Source organism: Vibrio sp. 1-Bac 57 (genome assembly GCF_037546855.1).
GTDB lineage: Bacteria > Pseudomonadota > Gammaproteobacteria > Enterobacterales > Psychromonadaceae > Psychromonas.
In genome coordinates, this window is sequence record NZ_JALAAC010000009.1 from 81,945 (window position 1) to 95,253 (window position 13,309).

The 13,309-nt window shown below is 36.7% G+C and carries 12 protein-coding genes; 6 read left to right on the forward strand and 6 right to left on the reverse strand.

Going from position 1 to position 13,309, the window contains the following annotated elements; genetic code table 11:
- The first annotated feature begins 129 nt into the window (after positions 1 to 129).
- Together MT391_RS08130 and MT391_RS08135 are read left to right on the forward strand one after the other, a co-directional pair.
- On the forward strand, positions 130 to 588 hold the full coding sequence (locus tag MT391_RS08130; protein ID WP_166368884.1) for a methylglyoxal synthase: 459 nt from the start codon (positions 130 to 132) through the stop codon (positions 586 to 588).
- Between the two features lie 15 nt (positions 589 to 603).
- Complete coding sequence (locus MT391_RS08135) at positions 604 to 1,704, forward strand: YcbX family protein (protein ID WP_166368886.1); 1,101 nt, start codon at positions 604 to 606, stop codon at positions 1,702 to 1,704.
- A gap of 90 nt (positions 1,705 to 1,794) precedes the next feature.
- Here the strand turns inward: MT391_RS08135 and miaE are convergent, their stop codons facing one another.
- Both miaE and MT391_RS08145 read right to left on the reverse strand, forming a co-directional pair.
- Positions 1,795 to 2,565: a tRNA isopentenyl-2-thiomethyl-A-37 hydroxylase MiaE gene (gene miaE / locus MT391_RS08140; protein WP_499497500.1), complete on the reverse strand. Its 771-nt coding sequence runs from the start codon at positions 2,563 to 2,565 to the stop codon at positions 1,795 to 1,797.
- Positions 2,566 to 5,808 (reverse strand): DEAD/DEAH box helicase, encoded by a 3,243-nt coding sequence (locus MT391_RS08145; protein ID WP_499497502.1) that lies wholly within the window; start codon positions 5,806 to 5,808, stop codon positions 2,566 to 2,568.
- 210 nt (positions 5,809 to 6,018) lie between these two features.
- Between MT391_RS08145 and MT391_RS08150 the strand changes: the two genes are divergently transcribed.
- Complete coding sequence (locus MT391_RS08150; RefSeq protein ID WP_299663633.1) at positions 6,019 to 6,912, forward strand: GGDEF domain-containing protein; 894 nt, start codon at positions 6,019 to 6,021, stop codon at positions 6,910 to 6,912.
- A gap of 170 nt (positions 6,913 to 7,082) precedes the next feature.
- On the opposite strand, the gene galE is transcribed toward MT391_RS08150, so the two are convergent.
- Both galE and MT391_RS08160 read right to left on the reverse strand, forming a co-directional pair.
- Positions 7,083 to 8,099, reverse strand: a complete 1,017-nt coding sequence (galE, locus tag MT391_RS08155; protein ID WP_499497503.1) for a UDP-glucose 4-epimerase GalE — start codon at positions 8,097 to 8,099, stop codon at positions 7,083 to 7,085.
- Between the two features lie 188 nt (positions 8,100 to 8,287).
- Positions 8,288 to 8,686, reverse strand: a complete 399-nt coding sequence (locus tag MT391_RS08160) for a ComEA family DNA-binding protein (RefSeq protein ID WP_499497505.1) — start codon at positions 8,684 to 8,686, stop codon at positions 8,288 to 8,290.
- A gap of 161 nt (positions 8,687 to 8,847) precedes the next feature.
- On the opposite strand from MT391_RS08160, the gene glpG reads away from it, so the two are divergent.
- Positions 8,848 to 9,684 (forward strand): rhomboid family intramembrane serine protease GlpG, encoded by an 837-nt coding sequence (glpG, locus tag MT391_RS08165; RefSeq protein WP_499497507.1) that lies wholly within the window; start codon positions 8,848 to 8,850, stop codon positions 9,682 to 9,684.
- 38 nt (positions 9,685 to 9,722) lie between these two features.
- Here glpG and MT391_RS08170 read toward each other — a convergent pair whose 3' ends face one another.
- Entirely contained in the window at positions 9,723 to 10,139 is a 417-nt protein-coding gene (locus MT391_RS08170) for a flagellar basal body-associated FliL family protein (RefSeq protein ID WP_166368900.1), read from the reverse strand.
- 116 nt (positions 10,140 to 10,255) lie between these two features.
- On the opposite strand from MT391_RS08170, the gene MT391_RS08175 reads away from it, so the two are divergent.
- Positions 10,256 to 10,813, forward strand: coding sequence for a chorismate--pyruvate lyase family protein (locus tag MT391_RS08175; protein ID WP_166368901.1), 558 nt, complete (start codon positions 10,256 to 10,258; stop codon positions 10,811 to 10,813).
- Positions 10,810 to 11,682: a 4-hydroxybenzoate octaprenyltransferase gene (ubiA, locus tag MT391_RS08180; protein ID WP_166368903.1), complete on the forward strand. Its 873-nt coding sequence runs from the start codon at positions 10,810 to 10,812 to the stop codon at positions 11,680 to 11,682. The genes MT391_RS08175 and ubiA overlap by 4 nt, the downstream gene beginning before the upstream one ends.
- 116 nt (positions 11,683 to 11,798) lie before the next feature.
- Here the strand turns inward: ubiA and MT391_RS08185 are convergent, their stop codons facing one another.
- Positions 11,799 to 13,250 carry a dihydrolipoyl dehydrogenase gene (locus tag MT391_RS08185; RefSeq protein ID WP_499497512.1) on the reverse strand — a complete coding sequence of 484 codons (1,452 nt, stop codon included), beginning with the start codon at positions 13,248 to 13,250 and terminating at the stop codon, positions 11,799 to 11,801.
- Between the last annotated feature and the right edge of the window lie 59 nt (positions 13,251 to 13,309).

Here is a 13,309-nt window from a genome sequence, read left to right on the forward strand (position 1 = left end):
GGTTATAAATCAATAATATGGTGGATTTGATCAACACCTTGTATTTGGTGTTGCGCAATTCCCTCATTTTCTAGATGATATTAAATCACCCTTTAGGGTGATTAGTGTTACTCTTTAGAAGGGCAAATAATGGATTATACTACCCGCAATATTCCCGCTTCAAAGCAAATAGCTTTAGTTGCACATGATGATATGAAATATCAGCTAATTAAATGGGTTGCTAAACGCGCAGAGCAATTAAAACAACATCATATATTCTCTACTGGCACGACGGGCACTTTGTTGGCAAAACAAACAGGCTTACCTATTGAATGTCTTTTATCAGGACCAATGGGTGGGGATCAGCAGTTAGGTGCTAAGCTTGCGGAAGGTAAAATTGACTTACTTATTTTCTTTTGGGATCCAATGAGTTCAGTCCCCCACGAACCAGATGTAAAAGCATTATTACGTTTGGCGGCGGTATGGAACATTCCAATGGCAACTAATATATCAACCGCAGATTTTATCATTGACTCATATTATATGGATAAAATTTATACAACACGTATCCCTGACTATCAAAAATATTTAATTCGACGCACACAATAAAGTTTGGAGTTCATCTTGCAAAGCTTAACTGACATTTATATCTACCCGATCAAGTCCACTAAGGGCATTCAATTACCGCAAGCATTAGTGGAAGAAAAAGGTTTAGAAAATGATCGGCGCTACATGTTAGTTGACATGCAAGGACAGTTTATTACAGGTCGAACACATCCTCAATTAACGCAAATCAGTATTGAATTTTCTAAAAAAGGCTTATTTGTTAGCGCACCCGATCAACCTAGTTTCTATATTCAACAGGAGCAGTTTTCGGAGCAATCATTAGCGGTTGAGATTTGGGCAGATACAGTACAAGCGCAACACTGTCATAGCGATTATGATCAATGGTTTTCAAATTTTTTGAAACAACCGTGTCAGCTTGTTTACTTTGCTGATAGCAGTGTACGCTGTGTTAAAAACAAGCAAACACAGGTTGGTTTTGCTGACGGTTACCCGCTATTACTCATTAATCAAGCCTCCGTCGAGCAACTTAATACACTGCTTGATAACCCAGTCAGTGCATTGCATTTTCGCCCTAATATATTAATCAAGGGAGATAGTGCCTTCGTTGAAGATAGCTGGTCTCGTATTAAAATTGGAGAAGTAGAGTTTGAGGTAAGTAAACCCTGCTCTCGCTGTATTTTTACTAATGTAGATCCTAAAACTGGCAAAGCAGACCTTGAACAACCTCTTAAAACATTATCACAATACAGGTTCCACCAAGGTAACATCGACTTTGGCCAAAACTTAATTCCTTTAAACCAAGGAATTATTCGTAGTGGAGATCAAGTTCAAGTTATAGCTTCACAGCAAGCGCCAATTTATGAGTCGATGTTAGCAACTGAAGAAAGTAATAAAAAAGCACTACAGATAAACTTTGCAAATACCGGCTTAGAAGTCACAGGCGATAATCAGCAGTTGCTATTAAATCAAGCAGAACAGGCTGGAATTAATATTCCCTATTCGTGCAGAGGTGGCAAATGTGGACGTTGCAAAACAAAATTATTATCCGGGGAAGTTGATGTATTAAATGACCAAGGTTTATTTAAAGAAGAAATAGAAGCAGGTTATATATTAGCCTGTAGCTGTATACCCTTATCAAATATTAGTATTGATCACTAAGGATAAATACTTAGATACTCACTGAAATGCTTATCAATGAACATTAAATGATTCATGGTAACTAACAACATGAATCATTTTTTAATAGAACTAAATAGTTGCATCAACCGGGCAGCCACTATGAAATCTAAAGTCTTCATCTGGCGAGGTAATTAACTGCCCTTCTAGCTGGCCAAAATATTCAATTCGATCACTAATATCTTTCCCCGCTATTTGCTCTGCTAATACTAAATAATCTTGATAATGACGTGCTTCCGAACGAAGTAAAGAAACATAGAATTTATTTAAGATAGGGTCTAAGTGAGGTGCTATTTTAGCAAACCGCTCGCAGGATCTGGCTTCAATATATGCACTGCAGATAAGTTTATCAATCAGCATATTAGGCTCATGTGTTGTGACATGGCTTAATAGCTCTTTGGCATAACGACTTGAGCCAATAAAACCAAAAGTAATATCGCGTGCGTGCATTATCTCCACTACTTGATAGAAATGATGTAACTCTTCTTTGATCAACAAGATCATTTTATCAATTAAATCCTGTCCATAAAGCGTATTACCTTTTGCGACAATTTTTTTAGATAAACTATTGTTGGCTAATGCTTTCCAATCACCTTGTTTACGATATACAAAATCATTATAAGGGGTCAGCCAAGCCATCAGAGCATCACCGCTTTGTTTGTCTACCGCATAACGGCGAATCAATAACATCGCCGTCTGCGCAGCTTTTAACTCGCAAATCATATGATCAATTAATAGCGCAGATTGATTCTCCACCAGTTTTGCTTTATCTATCCAAGCTTGTGGTGTCTGCGTATGAAGGAATTCTTTTATCGGCGCTAATAATTGCTCATCTACGAGCATCTAATAACGCTCAAATAGTTTTAATAACGCATCGCTATTATCCGGCGCAAAGTTTTCTTCTTGCTCTTTACCGTACACACTATCAGCAAGCTTCTGCTTACGAGATTGCAACGCTAACACACGCTCCTCAACTGTTTGCTCACAAATCAGTTTATACACAAACACAGGCTTATCTTGGCCAATACGATATGCTCGGTCAGTGGCTTGGTTTTCTACCGCAGGATTCCACCATGGGTCATAATGAATAACCGTATCAGCAGCGGTTAAGTTAAGGCCAACACCACCAGCTTTCAAGGAGATCAGGAAGACTGGCACATCACCACCTTGGAACTTCTCGATAATTTCACTACGGTTACGGGTTTGCCCTGTTAATTTAACAAAATCAATACCGGTTTCCTGCAAGGCTTCTTCAATCAAGCCTAACATTTGTGCAAATTGTGAGAAGATAAGAATACGTCTGCCCTCTTCTACCATTTCAGGCACAATTTCCATTAAGAAATCTAACTTAGCTGAACTTTTTATTTGCTGAGCATGCTCTAATTTTACTAAACGAGGATCACAACAAGCCTGACGTAATTTCAATAATGCATCTAAAAATTCAATACGACTTCTTGCCATACCTTTTTCACGCAGTAAATCACGTACTTTTGCTTCCATCGTTATACGAATGCTTTCATACAGAGTACGTTGATCGTTTTGTAGTGCAATTGTATGGATGATTTCTGTTTTAGCAGGTAACTCTTTAGCCACCTCATCCTTGGTGCGTCGCAATAAGAAAGGTCTAGTTTTTTGAATTAACCATTGTTGAATTTGATGATTCCCCTCACCTTCAATGCCTTTACGGTATACACGATTAAAGGTGCTGTAAGAACCTAAGAAACCAGGCATCAAGAAATCAAACAAAGACCATAATTCGCCAAGATGATTTTCCATTGGCGTACCCGTTAAACACAGGCGCTGTTTAGCATCAATTTGTTTAATACTCTTAGTCATTTTAGCAAGTGGATTTTTAATGGTTTGCGCTTCATCCAAGATAAGATCAGAGAATGAAAATTCAGCAAACTCTTTAAAATCACGAGCAATCAAAGGATAAGTAGTGATCACTAAATCATAGTTATTAATATCTTTAAAAAATTGATGACGACTAACGCCATGCAAGACTAATACTTTCAAATCTGGAGTGAATTTAGTCGCTTCATTTAACCAGTTACCGACTAAGGAAGTAGGACAAATCACCATCGCAGGTAACGACAACAACTGCTGTTGTTTTTTGTATAATAAGTAAGCTAACGTTTGTACCGTTTTACCCAAGCCCATATCATCGGCTAACACACCAGAAAACCCATATTCATTCAAGAACATAAGCCAGTTTAAACCTTCCTTCTGATAGTCTCGTAAGTCGGCAGCTAGTCCCTGCGGAGCAGGTACGTCTTGAATGCCGCTAAAGTTAGCTAATTTTTTAGCTAACGCTTGCACATGTTCACCACCAACCCAACGATTAATTTCAGGAAGTTGTGCTAATAACGCAGCCTGATTTTGAGGTAAATTTATTTTACTGTCGTTAACTTCACCTAGCTCTTGCAAAATAGATAAAATAGGTTGAATAGATTCGCGTTTAACACGCAGTGGACGACCATTACCTTGCGCTAATAAGATATCGTAATCATTCTGCTGCCAGTCTTCATTACTACGCAACCACTCTAATAACAACGGTAATAGTTCAATACGCTTGCCTTCCACTTCAATGGAAACACCTAAGTCAAACCAGTTACCTTTTTCATCAATATCAATATCGATGCTATCAACTTGCTGACTTTGTAATGCTAAGTCCTTAGCAATATCAAACTGCCAGCCTAAGACTTCTAAGCGAGCTTTATGTGCTGTTAATAGTGATAACCACTGAAACTCTTGAGAACCTCCTAATTCAGGTGGCAAAATACCTTGGGTATCCTTACTAACCGCATATTTAGGGTCATACATATACACATCAAGCAAACATAATTCATTAAATTCATTTAAAGCAGCTAACTCTGCGTCAATATCTCTTGTAACACTGACAATTTGCCCTTTGTGCATATATTGATTACGTTGTTTATCTTCTAAGATGCTTGGTGTTAATAACAACACGCCATATTTAAAATACAAACGTCCTAAAAATAGACTTTGTCCTTTAATCTGTTGTACATCTAATTTAAAGATAACCTGTAAGGTCTCATCAATATGCTGAATGTCGTAATGCTGCGGGTTAGGCAATACATCTTGTGCAAAACCCAGTGATACTTCTTGAGTAAAGTGCGCACACTGTTCTTCACCTAATGGTGGAGTTTGTAACAGAGAAAGTAACCAATCACGATTAAAGTGGGTATCAAGTAGGCCAAATTGATGACTATCAAGGTCATAAAAATAAGGTTTAGGTGTTGGGATCAACAGCCAGTTTTCACTGCCTTCAAGGTTGACCATTAACTGTTTCAAGCCATCTTCTACCGTTAACCATTCCAGCGTTACCGGACGAGAAGCTGATAATGTTATTTTTTGGTCAAGGTGCTCCCAGAAGCATCGACCAGTTTCTAGTATTTTTTGTAAAGCTAATAAGTCGAGATCAGTTTTGATATAGGTTTTGCCTAACTTAGTCGCTCGTCCTTCTTTAGTGAGCAATAAACGTAAGATTTCAACATCTTCATCCTCTACCCATTTAAAGCTTTCCATCCAGCTTTCGTTGTCAGCAACAGACACTAAGTCTTTTTCACTAAAAACATGAGTATTTTCACTTTTCAAAAAGCGCACGCTGCCATATTCAACTTTGATATAACGGTGTTCATGATTGAGGACTTTTTTATCAAACGAAAAGCGGAAGTATCCTTGATAAGCAGAGGCACGTACTTTTTCTGGTTGCCCTACTTTACCGTTTAACATTTCATACCAAGTTTGATAGCTGTTTTCGATATTATAATTCGGCGTATCGGCTTGGTAAGCTAACAGTAAAGCAACAGCGTGCTTACAATTCCACCCAACTGGGCAAGAACAAGTGCTGTGAATAATATAACCGCCTTTATTAGACGGTTTAATGGATGCTTTAGTCTTATAAGGCGTGTCATTGGTCCCTTTGACCAATCCAACAAGTGAATTACTCGATTCATCGTAATCGCACGCTAATACACGACTTTCTTTAAAATAGAGGGTACCTCGGTCAATAATATTACGACCAAAACTTGTTGATATATCTTGCTGAGTCACTTTAGGCATCGGAAAAAACCATCTAAAAAACGGATCGTTAATGATAAAGAGATAGTGAGCAGAAATAAAGGACTAATAATGGAATTACATAATTCCTGCGATTAACACCTTCATTTATTTACTAAAAAACACAATTATAGTAGGTTATACAAAAATATTTATTTATCATCAATATTAACTAAACTAGATCATCATATAATTATAAGAGATAAAAATTAATTGATAAAAAATAAAGCCCTCAATCCACTGTATTTTTTTGTTATCGCATATATAGCCTTACAAGCGTGGATGTTTCCTACTGTTTATAAAATAGACTTTTATGATATATTCTTTAAATCTGTTATTGCTATTACGCTATTCTTATTATTGATTCAATTAAATAAAGTTAAGCATAATCGTGACGTACACAAATACTTAATGAGCGGATTTTTCTTTCTTTTTGTCACTCTACTAACAACAACCCTCGATGAAATATTTACTCAACCTTGGTTGTTAAAAGTCTTATTCAAAGATATAGCACAAATGATCGGCTTTATATTAGTGTCTATAGGCATTAACACTTGGATAATACAAAATAGCGATCAAAGCTCTAAATTAAAACAGTTATCAGAGACTGACGAATTAACCAACTTATACACGCGACGCCATTTTAATGAGCTACTCTCTAATGTACTTGTTACCCAACGTGTAGAAAAAGAATCCTTCTCTGTTTTATTAATTAATATCGACAATTTTAAACTTATTAATGAGCAACATACCCAGACAGGGGGTGATGTAGTCCTCAAAAAGCTTGCTAATAAGCTGACCGACTGTATCCGTAAAACCGATACCGTTGCGCGCTGGGGCGGAGAGGAGTTTATTATATTATTAAACAACAGTAATGACGTCATTGCTAAGCAAGTCGCTGAGATGATCCGTGCTAAAAGTGAGTTATTATGTGTTGAATATAACAAAGACATTATTAATATCACTGTCAGTATTGGGGTAGCAACTTACCAAAATGAAGTGAAAAGCAGTGCATTAATTAACCGAGTAGAGCAATGTTTATCAGAAGCGAAAAAAAGCGGGAAAAACAAAGTATTAGTGAGCTGTAATAAGATACAAAGTGCATAGTTTTTAATAGCCATGACTCAATTAAATATGTATCTTCAAATTAGCATTAAGTAGCTTATTTTGTTAATGCGTTTACATTTTAAAACATCACAGCTATAAAATATAAACGCTAAACATCGCTATAAATAAGTTATAAATAGTTATAAATAATTATAAATAATTATAAATAATTATGTTTTGTATCCATTAGGGTTATTTGACTGCCAGCGCCAAGTATCTTGCATCATCTCATCTAAGCCACGTTCAGCTTGCCAGTTTAACTCTGCTAATGCTTTTTCAGGCGCAGCATAACAGGCTGCAATATCGCCTTCTCGACGTGGTGAAACATTGTATGGAATAGTCTTACCGCTAGCTGCTTCAAACGCGTTGATCATATCAAATACAGAATAGCCATTGCCAGTACCTAGATTATAAATGAATACACCTGTGTCACTTTGTATCCGATGCAATGCTTTTAAGTGCCCCAACGCTAAGTCTACAACATGAATATAATCACGAACACCTGTCCCATCCGGCGTGTCATAATCATCACCAAATACAGCCAAGGCTTTCAGTTTTCCTACCCCAACCTGTGAAATATAAGGCAATAGATTGTTTGGGATTCCATTCGGGTCTTCACCTATTAAACCAGATAGGTGAGCACCAACAGGATTAAAGTAACGTAAAATAACAAACGCCCAGCGAGGATCTGACTTGGCAACATCTGCTAAAACCATTTCAACCATTAATTTTGACGTACCGTATGGATTAGTAGTTCCGCCGACTCTAAAGTCTTCTCTGATCGGTAAAGAAGCAGGATCACCATAAACGGTTGCTGAAGAGCTAAACACTAATTTAAATACACCTGCATCCTTCATTGCATCTAATAAAGTCAAGGTACCCTGTACATTAGTTTGATAATAAGAAATAGGTTTTGCGACTGACTCCCCTACTGCTTTCAAGCCTGCGAAATGAATAACAGAATCAATAGCGTGTTGACGGAATACACCATCCAAAAAATCTTTATCTAATATATCCCCTTGATAAAATATAGGTGCTTTACCTGTGATTTTTTCAACTCGATTCAATGATTCTTGCGAAGAATTACATAAGTTATCTACAATAATAACTTGTTGATCTTTCTCTAACAGCTCAACCACGGTATGTGAGCCAATATAACCTGCACCGCCGGTGACTAAAATTGTCATAAACTACCTACTATAAAGTCATTAAAAATAAAACGAAAGGGGTTAATCTGATTTCAAGGTGCTTTATCAGCATAAAGTTACCTGCTAACTTTACCATCTTGAATGATAAAAGGTATAAATCGTAACACCCTTGTTACAATTTATACCTTATCGATGAGTGATAAATAGAGGAGTTATTAATTGAGGGGCTATAAGCTTACATAAGGCATAACTTTTTTTAATGTTGCTACACCAATACCTTTAACATTGACTAAATCTTTTACATTAGTGAAATCACCATTTTTTTTACGGTAATCAACAATAGCTTGTGCTGTTTTATCACCTATTCCATTAAGCGTTGTTAATTGTTCAACACTGGCACTATTAAGATCTATTTTTGATATCTTACCAACGGCAGCAGTTGAAGTTATTTTTTTCTTTTCACTAGCAACCGTTGTTTTTGCTTTTTGAGTTACTGCACTACTCTTATCAAGACTAGATGACACCTTACTATTAAGATCGGCAGCTAACACAGATTGAAAACTAGCCGGTAATAAAAACAATGATGCAGCAAGAAGTAAACCACGTGTATATTTTTTCTTCATCATATTATCCTTTTTTTATTAGGGGTATCATTCAATTTAGCTTGTTCTGTCATTAAATCAATAAAAAATCACAAAATCAACTAACAAAAAAATCCTTACTTAATTCATTCGATCCAGTGTGTTATATCCGTTATGCTAAAAGCTTGGATTTTAGAGGACTTATTATGATTGAGTTACACCGTTTTGAGCATTTACGCATTGCGCAGGCATTTTCTGATTTTTTAAGCAGCCAAAATATTACGAATATTATTGAACAAAGTGAATTCCAATATCCAATAATGATTAAAAATGAAAATCAATTAGCACAAGCAAAACTTGAACTTGCATTATTTTTGGATAACCCAAATCAAAGCAAATACTTATCAGCAAGTTGGAAAACCGGTAAAACCGAACCCGCATCATCACAGTTAGTTTATGCCAATGCTAGCTTGTTATCCAACTTCAAAAGTCATGGTGGACTATTCACTCATGGTATTTTTATAACCTGTATAATTATCTATGCGCTTACTGCGTTTAATGTTTTTAATCCAATGAACTCTCTTTTTGCCTTCTTCAGACAACAGCCTTTTGACTATATTGAAAGCTGGCGATTTATTACCCCAGCTTTTTTACACTTCAGTCTATTGCACATAGTGTTCAATTTATTATGGTGGTGGCAACTCGCTGGCTTAATAGAAAAACAACAGGGTAAACAACGTTTAATTTTATTATTTTTGTTTTCAGCCATTGCATCAAATTTGGCTCAATTCTTTTTAGTTGGACCTTACTTTGGAGGCTTAAGTGGTGTGGTTTATGGGCTAGTAGGTTACTGTTGGTTAACTGGACAATTAAACAAACAAAGTCAGGTACATTTACCAAACAGCATGTTTGTTTTTTTAATAGGCTGGTTAATCTTAGGCTTTGTGGACTTATTACCCGCTAATGTTGCAAATTATGCACACTTAATAGGTCTATTAGCAGGACTTATATTGGCCGCTGTTTGTCATAAACTAAAACTATAAACACACGGCTAAAGGAAATGTTAGATTAGATAGTCAATTTATTGATCTAAATATTTAGTAAAGAGTAGGTTTTCAACGGGTCTTGTACCAATAAATTCAAACAACACATCGTTTACCTCTGTTAAACAACGTTGTCTGATCGCGTCACGTTCGGTATTAGATTTTATTTGGCTTTCATTTTGTTCGCCAAAAATAGTAATAATGCGATCCCGAATTAATGGTGCATTCATTTCTACCTGCTCATAAGCGCTGCTCGATTTAACCATCAAATCAACACGTAAGCGTACGTAACCTAAACGTTTTCCGGGTTTAATATAATTAGTAATAATATCTGGGCTTAATGCAAAATATTGGTAATCAGGAGCTTGCTGCCCTTCTTCCTCTTCAGCAACTACAGAGGTAAGCGGTGAAAGTAGTGCAAAATAAAGCACACAAAAAAACACTTTTTTAAGCATAGTTAATTCCTTCAAGGAAAGATGTTAATATTTTTGAGTGGTATAATAGCTCAATACTAAAGTGTTTGCTTGATGTGGGCAGATAAAATAACTGGTTTTTTAAATTAAAGGTTTGTATGTTTAATCAAATGCTTAACATTGCGTCATCAACTCAATGGCAAGAAAATAGTAAATCGAAAAATTGCACTAACTACATTCTGTCATGGTTATTAGATGAAGCATCTTTGACTAAGAAACTTGAACAAAAATGTCAAAATTTTTCGGTAGAAGTTAAGCAACAGCTTAATACGAATGCAGAGCAAGCAACACTTTCCCCACATTTCCCCGCGCCAGAACAAGTCTTAGTACGTGAAGTACTTTTATATTGTGATGGTATTCCTAATGTGTTCGCTCAAACTGAAATCCCTTACAGTACACTCTCTAACAAACAACAAAACTTAGCGAATATTGGCTCTGAATCCTTAGGAAGAATTCTATTTCAAGACAAAACTCTGCAGCGTAGTAATATTGAAATTGCTGAGTTTACAGTCGGTTCTCCATTACATCTGTATAGTGCTTCACTACAACAGCCATGCGAACATTCATTATGGGCAAGACGATCTATTTTTTATATAGAAAATAAACCTTTATTAGTCAGCGAAGTGTTTTTACCTGCTTCAGGAATTTACCAATGATCATTTATTTAGACGCCACTAAACGGCAAGCTTTTTTGGAGTTAATGCGTGTTGATAAACCGATCGGCACCTTACTTCTGTTGTGGCCTACTTTATGGGCATTATGGATAGCGGCACAAGGTTTCCCTGATATCGATGTCTTGATTGTCTTTTGTCTGGGTGTGTTTTTTATGCGTAGTGCAGGTTGTGTGATTAATGACTTCGCCGATAGAAAAGTGGATGGATTTGTTAATCGAACTAAAAATCGGCCATTACCCTCAGGAAGAGCCACCAGCAAAGAAGCCGTATATTTATTTTTATTTTTATCTTTATGCTCTTTTTTATTGGTATTAACGCAAAATAACCTGACCATTCAATTGTCTGTTATAGGGCTGTTCCTAGCGTTTGTTTATCCCTTTATGAAACGATTTACCCATTTACCACAGTTTGTTTTAGGTATTGCTTTTAGTTGGTCAATTCCAATGGCCTACGCAGCACAAGCTAATATACTATCGAGTAGTGTCTGGTTATTATTTATTGCTAATATTACATGGACTATCGCTTATGACACTATGTACGGCATGGTTGATAAAGAAGATGATCTTAAAATTGGGATAAAATCTACCGCTATCTTATTTGGGAAATATGACAAGTTAATTATTGCTCTATTACAATTTATAACCTTAGTTTTGTTAGTGATTGTCGGTCTCATTGAGAATTTAAATTGGCTTTATTATGGTGCTTTAGCAGTGGCAGGTTTACTCTTTTTACAGCAACAAAAAAGTATTAAAAGTCGCGACGAAAAAGCCTGTTTTAAAGCTTTTCTAGATAATAACTATGTGGGTTTAGTGATATTTATCGGTTTTATCCTAACTTACTTATACCCGTAAATCAGCAAAGCTAAATGGCTAAAGATTAAAGGTTATCTCAGCTACCCCCACAAAAAAACGGTTAGTTTTCACTAACCGTCTTATCGCTAAAAATTAATATTACTGGTTATTGTCAATTAACAACCTGGACCACATTCCATACACTCGTTGATCATTGCTGAGCCTAATTTTAATTTAGCATTCAAATCACGTAATGCGGTTCTAACACCTTCTTCAATAACCGGATGGTAGAAAGGCATATCTAACATTTGCGAAATAGTCATACGGTTCTGGTGTGCCCAAGCTAAAAGATGTGCAAGATGTTCAGCTTGTGGTCCAATAATTTCAGCCCCTAAAAAACGCCCTGTGCCTTGCTCACCGTAAAGGTTTAATAACCCTTTGTTTTTTAACATCACCCGGCTGCGGCCTTGGTTTTCAAAGGAAACACTACCAGTTTCAAAACACCCACAACCAGAAAACTTCTCTGTTATCTGTTTATGGCTAAGACCAACCATCGCTAATTGTGGATCGGTAAATACAGCAGCAATCGATGAACGGCGTAATCCAACACGAATATTTGGGTAAACTCCCGCATTACTGCCCGCGATTTTACCTTGGTCAGCTGCTTCGTGTAATAATGGAATTTGATTACTCGCATCACCAGCAATAAAAATAGTCGATACTGAAGTTTGCATTGTATATGGGTCGGCAATTGGAACACCGCGATCATCACTTTCTAATTTAACACTCTCTATATTTAAATTATCAATATTTGGACGACGCCCCGTTGCCGCTAATACATATTCAACTTCTTTAATTTGTTCAACGCCCTGTTTATCAATATAAGTAATTTCAACTAAATCACCTTTGCGTTGCATATTTTTTACGTTGGCATCTGCATCCAAATAAAACTCATCACTAAATGCTTTTTCTGCGTAAGCCATCACTTCAGGGTCAGTAAATGGGCCGACTTGTCCACCCATACCAAACATTAAAACTTCAACACCTAAACGGTGCAACGATTGCCCGAGCTCTAATCCAATCACTCCAGGACCAAATACGGCTACAGACTTGGGTAAATCCATCCAATCAAACACATCATCATTAACAACAAGTCGATCACCGAGATCATTCCATACTCCTGGATAACTTGGACGAGACCCTGTCGCAATAACAATGCGCTGCGCATTAACAAGCGTATGCTCATCTATCTTTAATTGTGTTTCAGATACAAATGTCGCTTTACCAATTAATTTATCATTCTCGTCAATTTCATCTACCGCTTCAACAACAAAACCCACAAAACGGTCACGTTCATCACGTACTCGTTGCATCACTTTTTTGCCATCAACTCGCACATCACCATCAACAAAAACACCAAAGGGTTCAGTATGTGCAGCACTATGCGCCGCTTCAGCTGCGGCAATTAATAGTTTGCTTGGCATACAACCAACACGAGCGCAGGTAGTACCAAATTTTCCACCTTCAATTAATACCACTGAGTCTGTTTTTTCTTTAGCTGCTCGGTAAGCGGCTAAACCAGCAGTTCCACCACCGATCACGGCAACTTGTACATTAATTTGCTTCATATTGTTTCCCAATTTTGTTGATTTCTTGAATTTTGGATTTAAAAAAAGCGTATGTCTTA